Source organism: Paenibacillus sp. G34 (assembly GCF_056856875.1).
This window is the reverse complement of record NZ_CM166469.1, coordinates 4,198,509-4,219,291: the sequence shown is the minus strand read 5'-3', so window position 1 is coordinate 4,219,291 and position 20,783 is coordinate 4,198,509. Positions and strand designations below refer to the sequence as shown.

Genomic DNA, 20,783 nt, shown 5'->3' with positions numbered 1-20,783 from the left:
GTTCATTCCCCTCTCTCCCCCTACTTATAGCAAAAAACCAAAAAATTGAAAAGCCGTAGACGATGTTTGTTTCAATTTGCTATAATTGCGTTGACAAAAAATGTTCACAATTCAACACCGTTTGAGTGCATCGTTTGGGTCAAGCAAGTACATGATGAGAAGTTCTCTCTACTAATGTAAGCGCTAACTGGAAGTTCAGTCAACACAAAGGCAACACGAATGAACCCTGAAGGGAATCGAAATGTCGAGTTGAAGGAGGCTGGCAAGCATGAGTCAAGCACATAATGAGATGCTGCAAACGGTGGTGTCTGAATCGAATCTGGGCGATTATACGGAAGCAAGAAGCCGGTTTGATTGGGAAACGGTAGAAAGGCACTTTACGTGGCACGCCAGCGGAAAAGTGAATATGGCACATGAGGCGATTGATCGCCATGTCCTGGAAGGAAGAGGCGGGAAGACGGCTTTGCTCTACAGCGATGCTTCTCGTGAGGAAGCTTACACCTTCGCGGATCTAAGTGAGCAGTCGAGTCGTTTTGGTAATGTTCTGCGTAAATATGGCGTAGCCAAAGGAGATCGTGTATTTATTTTTATGCCACGAAGTCCTGAACTGTATTTCAGTTTGCTGGGCATTTTGAAAGTGGGCGCTATCGCGGGTCCTTTATTTGAGGCTTTTATGGAAACGGCAGTAAAGGATCGGCTGGATGACAGTGGTGCGGTAGCACTTGTGACAACACCGGAGCTTCTGGGACGCATCAAACGCTCGGAACTGCCTGAGTTGAAGCATATTTTTATTGTCGGCGGCGGTCCACAGACGGAAGCCGGATTGATTGATTTTGATGCAGAGATGTCTGCGGCTTCGGATGATATGGAGGTTGAATGGCTGACACGTGAGGACGGACTGTTAATTCATTATACATCTGGCTCTACCGGGAAACCCAAAGGGGTGTATCACGTTCAGAATGCCATGATTCAACATTATTATACAGGCAAGGTAGTGCTCGACCTGCGCGAAAACGACGTATACTGGTGCACTGCTGATCCCGGCTGGGTAACAGGCACTTCGTACGGAATTTTCGCCCCATGGCTGAATGGGGTAACCAATGTGATCCGTGGCGGTCGTTTCAGTCCACAGGACTGGTACAGCACGATTGAGAAAAACAAGGTGAGCGTATGGTATAGTGCTCCTACGGCATTCCGTATGCTGATGGGCGCAGGGGACGAGACGATTGCCCAGCATGATCTGAGCAGTTTGCGTCATGTGATGTCGGTAGGCGAGCCGTTAAATCCGGAGGTGGTACGTTGGGGCTGGAAGGCTTACGGTCAACGGATTCATGATACGTGGTGGATGACGGAAACGGGGGCACAGTTAATCTGTAACTATCCGGGGATGCCGATTAAGCCGGGTTCCATGGGGCGTCCTCTGCCCGGTGTAGAAGCAGCTATCATTGATGATCGTGGGCAGGAGCTGCCGCCGTACAGCATGGGCAACCTGGCCATTCGTACCCCTTGGCCGTCGATGATGGCGAAGATCTGGAACAATCCAGCCAAGTATGAGGAATATTTCAGACTGACAGGCTGGTATGTATCAGGGGATTCGGCCTACATGGATGAGGACGGTTATTTCTGGTTTCAGGGACGAATTGATGATGTCATCAACTCTTCAGGTGAGCGGATCGGGCCGTTTGAAGTGGAGAGCAAGCTGGTAGAGCACCCCGCGGTTGCTGAAGCTGGCGTGATCGGGAAACCTGATGTGACACGGGGGGAGATCATCAAAGCCTTTGTCGCGCTTCGTGAGGGGTATGAGGCCACACCTGAACTGAAGGAAGAGATCTATCGGTTTGTCAAAGAAGGCTTGTCGGCTCATGCAGCACCGCGTGAGATTGAATTCAAGGAGAAGCTACCGAAGACACGATCAGGCAAAATTATGCGACGTGTGTTGAAGGCGTGGGAGCTTGATTTGCCTACAGGTGACTTATCCACCATAGAGGATTGAGTATTACGAGCATTGGAAATGGAAGAGTAATAAGCAAAGCCGCATGCCAGTGTATTCACACTGAACATGCGGCTTCTTCATTTAGTATTCATGTTATGACATCGGATGTTACCGGATTAAGGCTCATAGTGTATCGCTGCGGAGGGAGCGGATTCTCCCACACTGTTGATCGCTGATACTTTGAACCAACCACTGGTTGATGCCGGTACACCATAAACCATACTTGTACCTGATGTGGTACCAAGCTTGGTGAAAGGTTCCGAACCTGTCTCGCTATAGAAGACAGCATAGCTCTGCACGCCGTCAGCTTCCGGGTTAGGCGCCCACTGAATTCGAAGTCCCTTTGAGAGTGTAGAGACACTCACTTGGCTTGGTGTGCTTGGAGCCGTCGTCGGTGCACTGTTGTCACTGACGGCCTCTCCAGGGGTTACTATCGTACCAGGTACCTCAATAGGCTCTTTCACTTCCGTATCTGGCCCAGCGGCACCAGCGCTGCTTACAATTGCACTTGGCGCGGATTCCTTGCCTGCAACGTCAACAGCAGTGACATAAAATGCGATGTTACTACTTGCTGTTGCATAAGCTGAGAAGGATCTGGACTCACCTGAGAGCACGACTTGACCTTGATTCTGGAACCCGGCGCCACCGACTGAACGATAGAGACGATATCCGACTACATCACTTTCAGGTGTCGCATTAAATGTAATGGAAGCACGTTCTCCTGAGATGGAGATGCGAACATTGCCAGGTGCATCCGGTGCTTTGCCGTTATCCGTACGTGGATCAACCTCCGTTGGCAGATCAGCACCAGCATCTTCAGGCAAGTAGTATGCAAGAGACTCGTGACGACTCATACGTTTAAATGCATTTTGCAATTCTTTGATGAGATCCGAGATCGGTTTCTTGCGTTTGACAACGGTTTTTTCTTTTAACATATCCGCGGGTGTTTCATCACGCGGAATGTAGTTTACGCCGTTGTACGTAATATATTTTGCTTTAGCGACACCATCATCGCTTTCCTTCGGTATAAATTTGCTGTTGAAAATGTCAGTAACAAATTTATCGGTCAAGGATGTTGGCAACTTGCCACTATATGCGGACACCGTCCGAGTTTCGATACCAGAAGGTTTTTTGAATGAGTTGGTCACAAACAGGTCCTTCTTGGTTTCTATTACTTCATTCATAATTTTTGCCCAAAGTTGTTGAGCGCGTTTACGCTGTGATTTGTTTTCCAGTGTATTTATAGGCTGTTTATAACCAACCCATACACCTAGCGTAACATCTGGCGTGTATCCTTCAAACCAGACATCAGCGTAGTTTTGGGTCGAACCTGTTTTACCAACAATCGGTACACTTGATCTGTACTTGTAGTTTTCTCGTACTTTATCAGCGGTACCCTCGGTTATAACAGTACGCAGCATATCGGTCATCAGATAGGCTGTCTGCTCCGAGAAAGCCTGTACGGGTTCACTATCGTGTTTGTATACAATATTGCCTTTGGAATCAACAATTTTACTGATCATGTAGGAATCATTATATACACCTTTATTGGCAATCGCACCGTAAGCGCTTGTCAGTTCTTCCACGGTTACACCATATTGAAGTCCACCGAGAACACCTGTCTGTGCTTGATAATCCTGCTTTTGAATCGTCGTAATACCAAGTTTTTTCGCAAAAGTCCAGGCTTTGTCGATGCCAACTTCTTCATTGAAAAGTTTCAAGGCCGGTATGTTTAGTGAATAATTCAATGCCCGGCGAGCCGTTACCAGACCCTGATAGCGGTTATTCGCATTCTTCGCGATATGATATCCACTGGGACCGTTTTTCAGGATAATTGGCGAATCGTCAATGATGGAGGCGGGTTGAATAAGACCTTCCTCCAGAGCTGGCAGATAAGCGGCAATAGGTTTCATTGTTGAACCCGGCTGACGGATCATCTGAGTTGCATAGTTCATCTGCTCATCCTGAAAACTTCGTCCTTCAATCATGCCGAGGATTGCTCCTGTTTTGTGATTGATCAGTATCGCTGCCGTCTGCTCTTTTCCTTTGACGGGGTCATCTGCTGAAAAGTTACTGTTATCTTCAGCAATGGTGCGCATCGTTTTGTAGATGTTTTTGTTAATCGTTGTATAGATGCGATATCCGCCAGTGCGAAGCTGTGACTGAGCTTCTTCCAGCAATGCACTGTTTTCCTTCGGTAGAGCTGCTGCATCTGTGCTTTTGCCTTTTTCTTTTGTTTTGTCCTCGCTCAGTTGCTGCATGATAATCTGTGCTGCTTGACGTTCCGTTTCCATCATAAGGTATGGATAAGTGTTATAGGCTTTAACGGTTTTCGGAGCAAGCGAGCTTTTGATATCAAAGGCAAGTGCATTGTTGTATTCCGATTGCGTAATTTTTCCAAGTTCCAGCATACGACGCAGAACCAGTTTTTGACGATTGATGGCGCGATCAAATTTATCCTCTACAAAATCGCCCTTACCATTAAAGGCGGAGTAGGAAGAGGGCGACTGGGGTAATCCAACCAGATAAGCGGCTTGAGCTATGTTGATTTTTTCGAGATCATTGATATTAAACAATCCCTTGGCCGCTGCTTTGATTCCATAGACGTTGTATCCGCTAGAGCCATTGCCGAAAGGAACCTTGTTCAGATAAGCGGTCATAATCTCGTCTTTGGTCAGAAAACGTTCCAGTCGAAGGGAAAGTAAAATTTCTTTTACTTTACGATCTTCCGTACGATCCAGATTCAAAAATACGCGTCTAGCTAATTGCTGCGTAAGCGTACTGCCGCCTGTTTGTACCGATTCTTTCAGCACTTTTTGTTTCACGGCACGCAGTGTTCCGCTCATGTCTACACCTTTATGTTCGTAAAAATGATTGTCTTCAATCGAAATCACGGCATCAATAACCTTTTTGGGGATCTGGTCATAGGTGACCGGACGTCTGTCTTCTTCCGTGCGAAGTTGACCAATCGGACTGCCGTCAGAAAAGTAAGCAAAGCCTGTGATGGAGTTTTCGCTGACTTTTTGTTCAATCAGGGCCCTTGACCGGACAGGTTCGTCTTTGACGATCGAACTGACGTAACCCATTAAAGCACCGCCAACGAATAGTACGCCCATAAACCCAAGGACAACCATCCACATAACGAAGCTACCTAGTCTGCGTGCAAAGCTACGCTTGCGTACAGGCGGATCTTCAGGCTTTTTCTTAGTAACATCAACCATTCAGTGTCTTCCTCCTTTTAACAGCACTAATTATAGCATAAAAAGACCCGTTTGCATGCCTGAGAAATACAAGTAATGGTCGAAATTTGCCAATCTGGCATGGATTATGATATATAGCATGTGATATCGGAGGACATTTCATGAGTTGAAAAAGAAAGGAAAAAGACTGCCTCAGCATGTAAACAGGGCAGCCTCTATAGCTAAAAGAGCTATTAAAAAGGTTCTATATGGTAAAATAAACGATTTTGTTACATTACGTTTTGAAACGCTGGATCAGCTCCAGCAGTTCTTGGGTCAGGTGTGCCAGCGAAGCAGAAGCGGCAGTGATTTCCTCCATAGATGCGAGCTGCTTCTCAGACGCTGATGCAACATGGTTTGCATGATTTGCTGTTTCATGACCAATGGATTTGAGCTGCTCGAGTGATGAATCGACCTGTTGCGACTCACCTAACATCTGTTTGGCAATCGTAGAGACTTGCTCGATCTGCTCGTTCACATCGGTAATCTGTGAAGAGATGGATAAGAATAACTCACTGCTTTCGTTCATCACATCTGCAATGTGAATCACTTCAGCACTTCCTTTTTCCATATTTGCCACGATAGCATGAACCTCTTGTTGTACCGACTCAATCAGGACTGCAATGTCGGCAGCCGATTGTCGTGACTGTTCTGCCAAATTGCGAATTTCGGCAGCTACCACACCGAATCCACGACCATGTTCACCTGCTCGGGAAGCTTCTATAGAAGCATTAAGGGCGAGAAGGTTGGTTTGGCGGCTTACTTCGGTAATCATACTTGTAATACGTCCAATTTCTTCTGAGCGTTGTTGAAAATGCTCCAGAGCAGTCATGGATGATTGAACAGATGAATTCGCAAGGTCAACCATAACCATAGCAGCCTGCATCTTGTCTGTACCTGATGAAGTCCGTTCGGTCACAGATCTGGATGCTTGGCTTACTTCAGCAGCGGCTTCTGCTATTCTTCCAATACCTGCTGTGATTTCATTCATTGAACGAGAGGAGAGTTGTAACTCCTGCACCTGCTTCTCTGCCTTATTCGCAACTTCCAGTCCCGTGAGCGCCATCTGTTCAGCGGCTTTGCTTGTATCCTCTGCGCCGGCTGTTAATTGCTGCGAAGTCGAGCCTACAGATAAGGCATGTTCAGATATAACGGAGATCGTATGGCGCAATGTATTCATCATTTCATTCATGTGAGTGGCCATGACTCCGAATTCATCCTTCGATTTTACAGGTAACGTCTGAGTTAGATCGCCTTCGGCAAGTTGGCCGGCTACAACATTTACTCTGTTCAGCTGTTTTACAATGGAAATAATCGTGAATGTGACTACTCCTGCGAGCAGAAGTACCGCTAATATAGCAATGAGTACAGACCATTTTAAGCTATCGTAAAAAGGCTGGAGTATCACGTCTTGAGGTAAGACGGATACCAGATACCAGTTCGAATTCGAGCCTTGAAGCTTAGCCGGTGCGGCAATAAATAATTCGGGTTTGTTACTATCGATCGTAGCATAGAAGCCAGTCTCATTAGACTGCACACGCTGAATAAGCGTTTGGGTATTGGGGGGAATTTCAGCATTTTCTTTGGTTAGTTCCGGTTTAGAGCCGTGAGCCGCAATGTGCCCCTCACTTGTAATCAGCATGGCATAACCCTGATCGGGATTCAGTGATGCGATATTTTGCTGGAATCGATCAATGGTAAAATCGGCCCCGACAATGCCTAGGAAGGTATTGTTTTCGTCAAGCAAAGGCATAACGATGGAAACGAGCAATGTTTCTTTACCGGCGACTTTATATGTGGTGGGCTCGGACCAATAAATCGTTTTGGTTGCTTTTGGCTGCTGATAATATTTACTGGTCTCGCTATTGCCTTCGTAAGTGGTGAGAGGCTCAAAATGCAATGTGTTACCGTCTCGGATTACATAAGGAATAAAGCGGCCAGTAGTATCGTCATATTTATCTTTATTGACATGTTCGGCGTCCTTGCCATCAAAGGCATTAGGTTCCCATCCAGTATAGAACCCAAAAACCTTCTCGTCTTTCTTTAAATACTCCTCCAAAAGACGGACGATATCTTCACGATTCAGCGATCCGCTTTTTGAAGCATCCAGCAAGGTTGTGCTTAAGCTGTCCAACGTGTTATTTACCTGGTTGATGTCTGTCATGAATTCGCTCGTAGCCACATTGGCCGATCGTTCCGCAACAGTTTCACCATATTGCAGGCTTTTATCGTAGATCGCTTTGGTGTTGAAGGCAATTAATGCGCCGATGGAGCACAGGAGCACAAGCCCGAGTAATAATCCCAGTTTCACGGCGAGCTTGCTGTTTCGTATAAATTGCATGTGCAGACCCCCCTCTGATGTCTTTCTAATGATACTTATTTATTTGCTTGTTATTTCTTTCTGCATCCCAAAAGGGACTTATCATATTATCGTTATGTAGGGGCAAATAATGAAGGGATTTAGGAAGAAAAGAAAAACAACAACAAAAAAACAGCTGCCGAGAAAATCTCGAACAGCTGTTTTTTTGTTGTGATCCAACGATTAACGGTTGTAGAACTCGACGATTTGTTTTTCATCGATGTCTTGGGACAATTCAGCACGCTCAGGCAAGCGGATGAATTTACCTTCTACAGCTGCATCGTTGTATTCAACGTATGCTGGAAGATGCGAACGGTTTTCCAAAGCTTCCTTAACGGAAGTCAGACCGCGGCTTCTTTCACGCAAGCCGATTACATCGCCAGTGCTTACTTGGTAAGAAGCGATATCGACTTTTTTGCCGTTTACAGTTACGTGACCGTGTGCTACCAATTGACGCGCTCCAGCGCGGGAGTTAGCAAAGCCAAGACGGTAAACGAGGTTGTCAAGGCGGCACTCAAGCAAGAACATGAAGTTCTCACCGGCAATACCTTGCATTTTTTGCGCTTTGGAGAACAATGTGCGGAATTGTTTTTCACCCAAACCGTACATGTGGCGCAATTTTTGTTTTTCTTGCAACTGCATACCGTAGTTGCTCATTTTTCTGCGTTGGTTAGCTCCGTGCTGACCTGGAGGGAAAGGACGTTTCAATTCTTTGCCTGTTCCGCTCAGGGAAATGCCGAGGCGACGGCTTAATTTAAATTTAGGACCAGTGTAACGTGCCATGTTTAAAGTAGCTCCTTTTTAGTTAAAGTTCATATAGGGCTCTGTTTGCGCTCCAATTTGTTGATGCGGGCTTGGCCTCGCATAGAACGATCAGGAAAGTTCAGCCGCTGTCCTGAAAGCAACAAAAAGAATGAGGGTGACACAACCGGTAATGCCCAAATTTAAAGACCGTATTAGTAGTCTTCATCAACAATTTATTCTACATTCTGAAAGGAGTAAAGTCAAGTAATACATAAAGTCAGAAAAACGTCTAAATTTGTCGATAGGTCATTAGGCCCAAAATAATGGGACAATTTTCTGAAATATGAGTGCAAAAAAGCTTCAAACAGAGTAAAATAGATGGTATCTTAACTTTAAACAATGTTACGTACCAAGGTTTCGCTAATATTTTGCAGATTTGCGATAATCGATGCAGATTAATGCATCCGCCCAGGATGCAAAAACGGTGCAAAGGAGCGCCTGACATGTTGGAACATCTAAGAAGTTTACCTGCCAGTCTGAATTCGCGAAGTGCGGGCGATTCCACATCGTTTACTGTGCGTTCATCTCATGATGATCATGCGTTGTGGATGCAGAAAATGGATATCACACCTTTTGACTTTTCATATTTAAGTAATTTATTAGGACAAGCCTTCCAGGATTGGACAAGCCAGAAAGATTCTGTGCTGGACAGACCAATTGCTGTATACAGTGTATGGAATACGGAAGGTGAGTGCATGGGAGAGAACTTCGACCATGATACGGATTCCGATATCAATGTACGTTCACTGGTTTTGGAGTGTGCCGAAAAGGAACAGACTTTGTCAAAAAGAGGAATCAGCAAGCATGGAGAGTATTTGCTGATTGCCGAGCCTCTGTTTTCAAGAATCAATAAAGATATATTTGCTGTGTTCATTGCTCTAGTCTTTGAATCTCACCGATCCGAAACGTCAGAAGCTGTGGTTCGATCTGAGGCCTTGCATTACCGTACCTGCTTTTACCGAAGATTTGAATACATATTTATGACGGACTTGCTGCATGCACACGAACAAACCGCCCGGGAGGAACACCGAAGATCCATTCTTTTTCAGATCGTACAGCGAATGCATGACAAGATGGATGTCGGTGCGATTTTGGATGAGGTATTTGTCAGTATGGATTATCTGTATCCTTCTACACACATTATGCTCTATATGTCTCAGGATCAGAGAAGTTTTAATCCTCGTATTAAACCACTCCTTATTCAGGAACGTGGAGAAGATATCTGTGTTCGCTCATTTATGGAAGGCAGATTGATTGTCTCCCGGTCTGACGAGTCGGACAAGCGGATCATTGAAGTTGGTTTGCCACTCAAAGGCAAGCAGGGTATATATGGAGTTTTTCATATCGAAATGAATGAGGAATTGATGGAAGATTCCGATCTGCAACTGATTGCTATGATGGCAGACACAGCAGGGACAGCTTTTGAAAATGCAAAACTTCATGAACAATCCCATATGTTGATTCAGGAACTTCGTGTAATCAATGATTTGACACAACGCCTTAACAAAAGCCTGCAATTGATGGAGATTTATCAATTTTCCGAGCAGGAGCTAAAAAGCATATTTCAAGCCGATTTTTGCTGCATTTTGCAATTAAATGACAGTACGAACAGGTTTGAGGTGATGGCGACCAATGTAAAAGATATCCGACATCGAACATACCCGGTGGATTCCGGGATTGCGGGTTATATGTATCAGACAGAAGAGCCGTTAATTATATCTGACTATACGCAATTTGATAAGGTAACTTCCAGTTTCATGGAACTGACGGGCGCTATGTCTTTAATCGCAGCCCCGATCAGAGTAGACGGACAGGTGAAGAGCGCTATTTTGCTAGCTCATGTGCGGGAGCATTTCTTCTCTTACGAGAATTATAGACTGTTGCAAATGTTATCGATTCACCTCGGTCTTGCTCTGACCAATGCAACTCTGCATGCCGAGGTACGCCGAATGGCTAATCTCGATATGTTGACTGGACTTTACGTAAGGCATTACTTGGATAATATTATTCATGAACGTCAGGCCCATGATTACTGCGGTTCACTGATTGTCGTCGATATCGATCAGTTTAAACAGGTGAATGATACTTTTGGTCACCAGACAGGGGATCAGGTATTGAAACAAGTAAGTGATATTGTCACAAGTTCAGTTCGAGCCGAGGATATCTGCGCAAGGTGGGGTGGTGAAGAACTGGCGATCTACATGCCCCAGATTGGAATTCACCAAGCTCTTGTTTATGCGGAACGGATCCGAACCCGAGTTGAGGCGGAGACCCGGCCGTCTGTAACGGCGTCGAGTGGTATCGCTGAATGGAATTGGATGGATGAGAAGGTAAGTGTGGAGTCTCTGTTTTATCGTGCAGATATGGCCCTATACAGTGCAAAGAACGGCGGCAGGAATCGAATCGTCATAGAGGATTAGGATGGTAATAGGAAGGTACACGTTAAGAGAGAAACATTCCGGTTGCGGAGTCGTTTCTCTTTTTTTTTGAGGCCTGAAATTGGAGGGGCGATACATGAGATAAAAGTCCAGGCTACTCGTCAGGTCCATAAAGAATGAAGTATAAGCGCATAGTGTGTGGGCAATCTATGGAGAAATGACTGAAAGGTGGAATGGATATGCTGAACCGTCGGTCTACGTTTACCTTTTTGCTAATTTTGTGCCTCGTGCTAACCATGGTTCCAGGATGCGGAATGCTCCAGCATGATCGAACGCCGGAAGAAATATTTTCTCTGGCATTATCGGGTATAGCGGGGAAAGAGACCTTAACATTCGAGGGCCAGGCCGGTTTAAGACGAGAGAATAACGGCATGTTTGAAAACCAATTTAAATTTGAAGGCAAGCTGGAGGATCATGACAGGCTGACATTGCAGACCCGATTACCAGGTGCCGTGACTGCAGCGGGTTCAGGAATCAGTCTGAATGCGGTGAAAAATAATGGTCAACCGAGCGGCTTCAGTGCCTCATTTGAACGAAATAAAGGTCAGTGGACTGCTTTGACAGCAGAGCATGAGCCTTTGCGCGGGTCGTTGTCCCGTTTCAATCCTATTGCGCAATTGGAGAAGATCGATGGTATGAAAAAAACGATTCAATCCGAATATGGATCGGGACGTCAGATACAAATACTGCGGATTGAGCTTGCGCCAGAGGAAGCAAAATCCTGGGCGGCAAGTCAACTGACGGATGAAATGGATTCCATTCGTGAGGAGTATATGCATAAGGCGAGTCAAGTCAAAGGTGCAGACAAGAAAGAACTGGAGCAGAATTTGCAAAAAGTGTGGCAGCAGGGAAAGGATACGATGCAACAGTTAATCCAAAAGGCTGAGGTACACACGGTTTATCATCTGACTGTTGATCGTAAAACCAGCTTGCCGGTGCGGCTGTCCTCTGAAAGTCAGGTGAAGTACAGGGATAATAGCAATCGGAGTAATGTGGAGGCTTTGGTAACCGATGTAAACTTTAAATCATATCAATAAACAAAACCTGTGACTGCCTACTGACGAGATTCCTAGTGCGTGCTACAATAGTAACGTAATTTACCGTTGTTCAATTCATTGAATGGCAGATGACAGGAGGATTTATCAAAATGAAGGACCCAAGAATTCAGAAGCTTGCAGCGAACCTCGTAGGTTATTCTGTCGATGTTCAGCCTGGAGAAAATGTATTGGTTGAGATGATTGGATCAGAGCGTGATCTGATTAATGCCATTATTGAAGAAGTGGGCAAAAAAGGCGGTAACGTTTTTGTGCAGTTAACGGATCGAACCGTTCAGCGTGCGATGCTGCGTGATGCTACGGAAGAGATGATGAGAACGTGGGCAGAGATTGATCTGAACCGTATGAAACAAATGGATTGTTATATCGGCATTCGTGCGGGGGAGAACGTGAATGATCTGTCCGATGTGCCGGAAGAAAAAATGAAGCTCTACAATTCTCTGTATTCCCATCCGGTACATAGCGAACAACGTGTTAAACATACGAAGTGGGTGGTACTTCGTTACCCTAACGCAAGCATGGCACAACTCGCGAACACCAGCACGGAAGCATTTGAAGACTTCTATTTTGACGTATGTAACCTGGATTATGCGAAAATGGACAAAGCGCAAGACTCACTCGCGAGTCTTATGCAACGTACAGATAAAGTACGGATTACAGGGCCAGGCACAGAGCTGAGTTTCTCCATCAAAGATATTGGTGCAGAGAAGTGTTCCGGGCAGAAAAACATTCCGGATGGCGAAGTTTACAGCGCACCAGTACGCAACTCCGTTAACGGGACGATAAGTTATAACACACCAACGTTGTATAACGGAATTACGTTTGAGAATATCAAATTCACATTCAAAGACGGTAAAATTGTAGAAGCATCCAGCAATGATACGAAACGATTGAATGAAATTCTGGACTCAGATGAAGGCGCACGTCATATCGGTGAGTTCGCGATTGGTTTCAATCCACACATTCTTCACCCGATGAAAGATATTTTGTTTGATGAAAAAATTGCGGGTAGCCTGCACTTTACGCCAGGTCAGGCATATGAAGTAACAGATAACGGAAACCGTTCATCCATTCACTGGGATCTCGTTTTGATTCAGCGTCCAGACTACGGCGGCGGGGAAATCTATTTCGATGATGTTCTGATTCGTAAAGATGGCATCTTTGTCATTCCTGAGTTGGAGTGCCTGAATCCGGACCAGTTGAAATAGGAACTGTATTTTGCAGTTGCTAGGAAAGCGGATTCACGGTATCATGTAGTGGTAATTAATAGATGATACCAAAAGTAAAAAGACGGAGGGATTCCTATGTCGAGTAATAACGCGGCTGTAGTGGAAATTGCTCAAACAGCAGGCAAGTTTACTTCTTCAATCGTGCTTCATTCAGAGAACAAGTATATCGACGTAAAAAGTATTCTTGGGTTGTTTACAACGCTGATTAGCACGCACAGTTATGAACTGCATGTTCATGGCCCGGATGCAGATGAAGCGAAGGCAGCAATGTCAGAAGTATTTGCAAAGCATGGCCTGAATGTAAACATCGCATCTGAATAACAACTTTTAAGAAACACCTCTGCCTTTTGGCAGGGGTGTTTTTAATCATAGCAGGACATACCGTCTTCCGATCAGCCTGGAAAAGAAAGAAAAGGCTATAATCCAGCTCACAACTCATGGGGTTATTTTGGTCAGGTTCTTGTATTAGCTCTTCATTTCGTCTAATATTAGAGGTAGAACGTCTTTACGCGATTTTTGGGACATAGGGGGGAAATGATGCATGACTTCATCTGATCTGCAGGACCAGCTGAACCTGAAAGCAATCAGTCTTCTTCAAGAAGATGCAGATAAAATACAGAAGCTTATTGAAGTACAGATGGAGAATCTGGCTACTCGCTACTGCCCTCTCTATGAGGAAGTATTGGATACACAGATGTATGGGTTCTCCAAGGAAGTTGATTTTGCTGTCCGTGCAGGACTCCTTCCAGAAGGTACAGGTAAGCAGATGGTTAGCGCGCTTGAGCGGAATTTGGCGATTTTATACGAAGCCTTGAACAAAAAGAATGAGTTATAGCCTGCAATCGCGCGGGTCAGAATAGAAGGCATGCAAATTCATTGCATGCTTTTTTTGTATTCAAAGACGTACTGTCTGATGTTGCAGTAGGCAGTAGGGATACAAAAACAGTCGCGGGAAAGGAACTCCCTCGACTGTCTCTTGATTCATGTAATAACGGTATAACAGCAAAGTAAGGGTTGTTATACCAAGAAGAACGAAACGCCCAGAATGACATAAACAACAAGCAGCAGCAGACCTTCATACCAGTTGGTGGAGCCGTCTTGTGTAATCGATTTAGCGATAAAAACAGACACACCGATAGCTACCAGCTCAATGGTGGTAAACACGATATCCATCGTACGGCCAGTGAAGTAACTGACAAAGATCAGTACCGGGGCTACAAACAGGGCAATCTGCAAACTGCTGCCAACGGCTATTTCCACAGCAGCTCCGATCTTGTTTTTCATGGCAAGCATGATAGCTGCGCTGTGTTCGGCTGCGTTTCCGATGATAGCGACCAGGAACGCACCAACAAACAGCTCGCTCAGTCCGAACTCTGAAGTAAATACTTCAAGTGTGCCGACTAGCCATTCGCTGACAAAAGCAACCATGACTGTGGCGATCACGAGATAGAGGATCGACTTTTTCTTCGACCACGCCGGAGCATGCTCATGAGGAAGTTCCTCGTCCTGATCATCCGTTACGTCCGCAAGATAGCTCTTATGTGTAACCATAGAGAATATCAGCCAGGCGATATAAGCTAAGATAAGCAATCCAGCAACAATCAGACTGAGTGTATTGGTATCTCGTTGCGTAATGGAGTGGGTGTTCAGAAATACGGCTGGGACAAATAAGGCAATGATGGCTACGATCATCAGGGAGCCATTCAATCCCGCAAGCGAAACGTTGTAATTCTGAATCTTAAACTTTAATCCTCCGGCAAAGATGCTGAGCCCCAGTACCAGCAGCAGATTACCGATAATAGATCCGGTCAGACTGGCTTTGACCATATCGAACAAGCCCTCTTTCACGAGGAAGATCGCAATGATTAATTCGGCTGCGTTACCGAAGGTGGCATTCAGGAATCCGCCTAGTCGTTGTCCGGCATAGTGGGCTACATTTTCAGTCGCTTTACCTAAAAAACCGGCCACAAAAATAACCGAAATGGCAGATATCACGAACTGTAGAATCGAATCCCATTTCAATAAGTGGGCGATGGCACTGAGCGCAAAAAATGCAATCAGCAAAAAGGATGAAATCCGGTTTCTCACAAAAAACACCTCGGTTATTCACTTATTTTGTTTTGAAATTTACGTTATGTACCTATGCGATTAATTTCATATTTCAATATAACCAAATGGTGGCAGGTTGTAAACGCATCTTTTACAGTTAAATTTGCTTTTTAGGGTGGAAAGGATTTAAAATACGAGTAACGAAGTGGAGGAGGATGTGGCATGGCAGAACAACTTCAAATGGAGAGCGGAAACATCCGGATTGCCGATGACGTGGTTGCGAAAATTGCCGGAATGGCTGCAATGGAAACACCTGGAATCGCTGCAATGTCTGGAGGTTTGTCAGAGGGCTGGGCGAAACGTCTCAGTGGTAAAAACGTGCAGAAGGGCGTAGGCGTCGAGGTCGGCCAGCTGGAAGCAGCCATTGATCTGCGCATCATCGTCCTGTATGAAACCCCGATTCATGAAGTTTCCCGTATGCTTCAGCAGAATGTAAGAGAAGCGGTAGAGACGATGACCGGATTACGTGTAGTTGAAGTCAATGTGAAGGTCGAAGGTGTATCTTTCAGAGGTGACGATCTGTAAATCTTTAGACTTCACGATAGGAAGATGAACATATCTTTTTGTTCCTTATCCTTATACAAAGAAATAAAAAAAGACTTTGCATCTGTTTGATGCAAAGTCTTTTTTGTTAGCGAACCCGGCGAATGGAATCGCGGGAACGAAGTGCAGGGGATGTACGCGTCTGAACCGTAACCGATTTGGTTTTCTCTTCCTTGATGGCTTCCATGTTGTTGGTGCGTGAGATGCTCAGCACAATGCCCATCGCCACCATCATCACAAAGAGTGAAGTTCCCCCATAACTGATAAACGGGAGTGTAACACCCGTTACCGGTATCGTTTGAGTGACCCCTCCAATATTGATGAAGGCCTGAATCGCGATCAACCCCATGATGCCTATACCCACCAGAGTTCCGAATGGATCTGGACAACGTAACGAGACGATAATGCCTCGCCAGATAAAGTAAAGGTAAACGAGTAGGAACAGTGCACTTCCAATGAAACCAAGTTCTTCTCCAATGACGGAAAAAATAAAGTCATTATAAGCATTGGGCAAATAATGCAGCTTCATCGTACCTTGTCCAATACCTGAACCTGTAATACCGCCATCACCGATGGCAACAAGTGAACGGTAGAGGTTGAGACTTCCGCCATTAATGTCAGACAGCGGATCAAGGAAAGCCTGAATCCGTCCGATCTTGTAATTCTGTTCTGCCGTTACGGTTGTTGTGGCATCAATTGCGGGCGTATTTGGAGACATGGAGGAAAATAAGGCATTCGCTCCAATGGCGAGTGCACCCCCAAGTACAACCAATAGAATAGAGCCCAGGATATGCTTCATGTTGGCGCCGCCAGCATATATGACCAGACCGCAGGTAGATACCAGAATGAAACAGGTACCAAAATCGGGCTGCAACATGATTAATCCTGCAATAAATCCGACGATGAACAGGACTGGGAAATATCCGGTCTTGAAATCACGGAAACGTTCGCCCTTTTTGGTGATGAGTGCAGACAAATATAAAATAATTGCGATTTTGGCGAACTCTGCAGGCTGCAAACTGAATCCAAACACCCGAATCCAGCTTCTTGCACCATTTAACACGGCACCGGATACCAACACGATTAAGAGCAGTGCGGTGGTGAACAGGAAAAAAGGTGCATAGAGTTTTTTGTACTTGTTAAAGCGGATATTCATGGCAAAAAACATGCCAAATAGACCGATAATCGCCCACACAAGTTGTTTTTTCGTGAAGTAAAGGGCATCGTTTTTAAAACTTTCGCTTGCGATTGCGATGCTGGAACTGGAGCTAAATACCATCACCAGTCCAAAGCCCACCAACAATAAAGTGAGGATTAGCAGTTGAAAATCCGGCGTGCCTCTCTTCGTTCTCGTCTGGGCCGTTTGTTGTTTCATGATATGGCCCGCCTAAGCTTCGAGCAGTTCTTTGAGCTGCTGCAATTTTTGGGTGGCCAGCTTCACGACTGGCTGCGGAACGGAAGAGTCGTAATCAAGTCCATGCGGGAAAGTAGCTTTGCCCAGATAAACGGCTTCAACGGCCAGAACCGTATCGGGTTTCTCCAGTTTGCCTTCTACCGCGCGCGTATTAATGCGTACAAAGTATTCTGAGTTGGTTTGTTCATCTTCGATTTTGTAGTCATATGTAGCACGGTAATATTCCCATTGCCACCGGACAAATCCGACTTTCTCGGCGCTCTCATCCAGGTATGCCAAGTCGCTTTTCAAGCCATCCAAGCCTGTATTCTCAAAAATCATAAGCGTTTGATCCTCCTCATAAGCTTCCGAGTATAATTCTCGTGTGTTTCTCTAGTTCATGATAGTATGTTTCCCCTTCTCGTGCAAGCTTTCCAGAGGCCTTTCATATCGGTTTTCGTTCAATTCTGCTACAATATACAGCAATAGGTTTAAAGAGGAAGGTTCAGGGCTGTAATCAAACCCTGTTGAGGATCGAAAGGATGGGATGATATGACAAATAATATATGGTGGGAAGATCTGCAGATCCACATGGTGGAATGGCGGCGTCACCTTCATCGCAATCCTGAGGTTTCCTTTCATGAGGAGAAGACATCTTCCTTTGTGGCAGATATGCTGGATAGCTTTGGTATGGAGGTTAAACGTCACGTAGGTGGCCACGGGGTTATAGGAACACTCCGTGGAGACAAGCCTGGGCCTGTGGTGATGCTTCGAGCCGATATGGATGCATTGCCGATCCAGGATGAGAAGGATGTGGAGTATGCCTCCCAGCAAGCTGGGGCGATGCATGCTTGTGGCCATGATGGTCATATTTCAATGTTACTGGGAACGGCGCTTTATTTCAGTCGCCACAAACAGGAGGTTCGCGGAGAGATCCGTTTTCTGTTCCAGCCAGCGGAAGAACTGCTTCCCGGCGGCGCTGTTCAGGTCATTGCAGACGGAGCGCTGGAAGGTGTAGACGTTATCTACGGGATACATCTATGGACGCCGCTTCCTGTTGGCGTGGTTGCAAGCACAGCGGGGCCGATGATGGCTGCGGCAGATGACTTTTATATTGATATCAAAGGAAAAGGCGGTCATGGAGGCATGCCGCAAGCTACTGTTGACAGTGTCGTAGCGGGCTCTGCACTTGTAATGCAGCTTCAGACAATAGTCAGCCGTTCGGTTGATCCCTTACGTCCCGCGGTATTAACCATTGGAACGATGCAAGCCGGTTCTGCGCAAAATGTTATTGCGGAGCAATGCAAGCTGAGCGGCACGGTGCGTACGTTTGATGAAGAGACGCGGATCGGAATGAAAGAACGTGTACTTACCATGGTGGCTCAGACAGGAGCTGCATATGGTGCGGAAACCCAGGTGAAATACATTATGGGATATCCGCCCGTAGTAAATGACGCACAGGAGACGGCTCGCTTTTTCAATGAAGCTACGTCCGTATTTGGGGCAGAGCGGGTGCAAAACTCTCCGATGCTGATGCCTGCCGAGGACTTTGCTTATTATTTGCAGAAGGTTCCGGGATGCTTCATGTTTGTCGGTGCAGGCAACCCGGAGAAGAATGCAGTGTATCCACATCATCATCCGATGTTTGATTTTGACGAAGACGCGATGCAGACGGGTGTAAAACTGTTTGTTGCCATGGCGAAGGGTTACGCAACCGAATGCTGAGAATCATAGTTGGGCATCCTGAACATACCTAGGTATGGACAGGGTGCTTTTTTTGGTTTTAATTGCATGAAAATGATCATTGTCAACGGTAATGTTGTAGTATAAATCTTTTGTTCAGATGATGAGGATTAGAAATGGATGTGGAGAAGATGGAGATGCTCGATCAGAATCAGCCGGGTGCTTGTATTGTACAGCGTGATTTCACGGTATTGCTCGAAGTGGGACATCCCGGGTTTGAAACAGCTAGAGCGCAGCTCGGTATGTACGCTGAACTCGTGAAGACACCGACAACGTTTCATACCTATCGTATTACGTCCTTGTCACTTTGGAATGCGGCTGCATTAGGATGGAATGCGGAACGTGTGAACAAGAGCCTAGAGCTCATCTCACGCTGGAATGTTCCTTCGGCTCTTACACAGGATGTGCGCAGAATTATGGAGCAATACGGCAAATTAAAGCTACATGCCGAACCAGACCATACCAGAATGCGTCTAACTAGCGAAGACCAGCACCTTCTGGACGAGCTGAGCAGCATGAAATCGATATCTGCTTTTTGTATGGAACGAACCAACGAGCATGAGCTTGTCTTATCGGGGGAAAAGCGCGGTTTATTGAAGAGGGAACTTACACGTCTTGGTTACCCCGTATTGGATTATGCTGGATATCGGAAAGGGAATGATCTTGCTTTTAGCTGGCGGTCTAATATAAATGTTTTAAAAGATAGTGCATCTAGTGCATACGGAGAAAAAGAGCAAGCTGCGTTTGCGCTTCGTGCTTATCAGCAGAAAGCAGTGGATGCTTTTGCAGGAGGTGAAGGGATCGGGGGAAGTGGGCTGCTGGTACTACCCTGCGGAGCAGGCAAAACGATTATTGGCATGGCTGTGTTGGAACAACTGCAATGTGAATGTCTTATTCTAACGTCGAATACAACGTCTGTCCGGCAATGGATACAAGAGATTCAGGATAAAACAACGATTACTTCAGAGCAGGTCGGAGAGTATTCGGGTCAGAAAAAACAGGTGAAACCGGTAACGGTGGCAACCTATCAAATTTTGACTCATCGGAAGTCTAAGGATGCGGATTTCACTCACATTCATCTTTTGCAGGAACGAAAGTGGGGACTGATTATCTATGATGAAGTACATTTGCTGCCTGCGCCTGTTTTTCGGGCTACAGCAGATATACAGGCAACGCGCCGTCTGGGCTTAACCGCAACGCTTATTCGTGAAGACGGATGTGAACAGGATGTATTCTCGTTGATCGGACCCAAGTTATACGATATGCCATGGAAAGAGCTGGAGCAGCAAGGCTGGATTGCTGAGGTGAAGTGTCAGGAAGTGAGGGTACCCTTTTCTCCCGAATTAAGATCGACTTATGTGCATGCCGAAGGTAAACATCAATTTCGTCTTGCAGCTGAAAATCCTGCAAAACTAAAGGTTGTAAAGCGTTTACTGGAACGTCATCAAAACCTTCCAACACTTGTCATTGGGCAATATCTTGACCAGCTTGAGATGATTGCCCGGGAAATTGATGCACCTCTAATCTCTGGATCGATGTCACAGCAGGAACGTGTTCAGTTGTTTTCTGCTTTTCGAAAGGGTGAGATTCAAACGATTGTTGTATCCAAGGTCGCCAATTTTGCGGTTGATTTGCCGGATGCTGCGGTGGCACTCGAAATTTCGGGTAGCTTTGGTTCAAGGCAAGAGGAAGCCCAGCGGTTAGGTCGGATTCTGCGCCCTAAAGCCGGCGAAAACAAAGCCTATTTCTATGCACTGGTTTCGGAGAACAGCAAGGAACAGGACTTTGCGTTAAATCGGCAGATGTTTTTGGTAGAGCAGGGGTATGAATATGCCATTGTATATGAGCAGGATACGTTTTAATAACTTAACTTGTTGC

15 protein-coding genes are annotated in these 20,783 nt (G+C 45.7%); 9 read left to right on the top strand and 6 right to left on the bottom strand.

Annotation, left to right across the window (positions count from 1 at the left end; translation table 11 throughout):
• Window positions 1–268 precede the first annotated feature (268 nt).
• The gene (gene acsA, locus AC1VYS_RS19225; RefSeq protein ID WP_482911036.1) at window positions 269–1,993 is read left to right on the top strand and encodes an acetate--CoA ligase; all 1,725 of its coding nucleotides are present in this window, start codon (window positions 269–271) and stop codon (window positions 1,991–1,993) included.
• Window positions 1,994–2,109: 116 nt separating this feature from the next.
• Here acsA and AC1VYS_RS19220 read toward each other — a convergent pair whose 3' ends face one another.
• From AC1VYS_RS19220 to rpsD, 3 genes are all read right to left on the bottom strand, one after another.
• Window positions 2,110–5,214 carry a transglycosylase domain-containing protein gene (locus AC1VYS_RS19220; RefSeq protein WP_482911035.1) on the bottom strand — a complete coding sequence of 1,035 codons (3,105 nt, stop codon included), beginning with the start codon at window positions 5,212–5,214 and terminating at the stop codon, window positions 2,110–2,112.
• A 253-nt stretch (window positions 5,215–5,467) separates the two neighbouring features.
• Window positions 5,468–7,573: a methyl-accepting chemotaxis protein gene (locus tag AC1VYS_RS19215; RefSeq protein ID WP_482911034.1), complete on the bottom strand. Its 2,106-nt coding sequence runs from the start codon at window positions 7,571–7,573 to the stop codon at window positions 5,468–5,470.
• A gap of 201 nt (window positions 7,574–7,774) precedes the next feature.
• Window positions 7,775–8,374, bottom strand: coding sequence for a 30S ribosomal protein S4 (gene rpsD / locus AC1VYS_RS19210; RefSeq protein WP_090923666.1), 600 nt, complete (start codon window positions 8,372–8,374; stop codon window positions 7,775–7,777).
• A 464-nt stretch (window positions 8,375–8,838) separates the two neighbouring features.
• On the opposite strand from rpsD, the gene AC1VYS_RS19205 reads away from it, so the two are divergent.
• The 5 genes from AC1VYS_RS19205 (at window position 8,839) to AC1VYS_RS19185 (ending at window position 13,952) form a co-directional block, all read left to right on the top strand.
• Window positions 8,839–10,815, top strand: coding sequence for a sensor domain-containing diguanylate cyclase (locus tag AC1VYS_RS19205; RefSeq protein WP_482911033.1), 1,977 nt, complete (start codon window positions 8,839–8,841; stop codon window positions 10,813–10,815).
• Window positions 10,816–11,012: 197 nt separating this feature from the next.
• Complete coding sequence (locus AC1VYS_RS19200; protein WP_482911032.1) at window positions 11,013–11,870, top strand: hypothetical protein; 858 nt, start codon at window positions 11,013–11,015, stop codon at window positions 11,868–11,870.
• 110 nt (window positions 11,871–11,980) lie between these two features.
• Window positions 11,981–13,096, top strand: a complete 1,116-nt coding sequence (locus AC1VYS_RS19195) for an aminopeptidase (protein WP_482911031.1) — start codon at window positions 11,981–11,983, stop codon at window positions 13,094–13,096.
• A gap of 96 nt (window positions 13,097–13,192) precedes the next feature.
• A complete protein-coding gene (locus tag AC1VYS_RS19190; protein WP_090923662.1) occupies window positions 13,193–13,438 on the top strand; it encodes an HPr family phosphocarrier protein in 246 nt (81 codons plus the stop codon).
• Between the two features lie 220 nt (window positions 13,439–13,658).
• Window positions 13,659–13,952, top strand: coding sequence for an Fpa/YlaN family protein (locus tag AC1VYS_RS19185; RefSeq protein ID WP_482911030.1), 294 nt, complete (start codon window positions 13,659–13,661; stop codon window positions 13,950–13,952).
• 182 nt (window positions 13,953–14,134) lie between these two features.
• Here the strand turns inward: AC1VYS_RS19185 and cax are convergent, their stop codons facing one another.
• Window positions 14,135–15,205: a calcium/proton exchanger gene (gene cax, locus AC1VYS_RS19180; protein ID WP_482911029.1), complete on the bottom strand. Its 1,071-nt coding sequence runs from the start codon at window positions 15,203–15,205 to the stop codon at window positions 14,135–14,137.
• Window positions 15,206–15,388: 183 nt separating this feature from the next.
• Between cax and AC1VYS_RS19175 the strand changes: the two genes are divergently transcribed.
• On the top strand, window positions 15,389–15,751 hold the full coding sequence (locus AC1VYS_RS19175) for an Asp23/Gls24 family envelope stress response protein (RefSeq protein ID WP_434750339.1): 363 nt from the start codon (window positions 15,389–15,391) through the stop codon (window positions 15,749–15,751).
• A gap of 106 nt (window positions 15,752–15,857) precedes the next feature.
• Here the strand turns inward: AC1VYS_RS19175 and ftsW are convergent, their stop codons facing one another.
• On the bottom strand, window positions 15,858–17,144 hold the full coding sequence (gene ftsW, locus AC1VYS_RS19170) for a putative lipid II flippase FtsW (RefSeq protein WP_482911028.1): 1,287 nt from the start codon (window positions 17,142–17,144) through the stop codon (window positions 15,858–15,860).
• 12 nt (window positions 17,145–17,156) lie between these two features.
• On the bottom strand, window positions 17,157–17,504 hold the full coding sequence (locus tag AC1VYS_RS19165) for a YugN family protein (protein WP_090923657.1): 348 nt from the start codon (window positions 17,502–17,504) through the stop codon (window positions 17,157–17,159).
• 210 nt (window positions 17,505–17,714) lie between these two features.
• Here AC1VYS_RS19165 and AC1VYS_RS19160 point away from each other — a divergent pair, with 210 nt between their 5' ends.
• Together AC1VYS_RS19160 and AC1VYS_RS19155 are read left to right on the top strand one after the other, a co-directional pair.
• Window positions 17,715–18,887, top strand: a complete 1,173-nt coding sequence (locus tag AC1VYS_RS19160; RefSeq protein ID WP_482911027.1) for a M20 family metallopeptidase — start codon at window positions 17,715–17,717, stop codon at window positions 18,885–18,887.
• Between the two features lie 134 nt (window positions 18,888–19,021).
• Window positions 19,022–20,767 (top strand): DNA repair helicase XPB, encoded by a 1,746-nt coding sequence (locus AC1VYS_RS19155; RefSeq protein ID WP_482911026.1) that lies wholly within the window; start codon window positions 19,022–19,024, stop codon window positions 20,765–20,767.
• Window positions 20,768–20,783 lie beyond the last annotated feature (16 nt).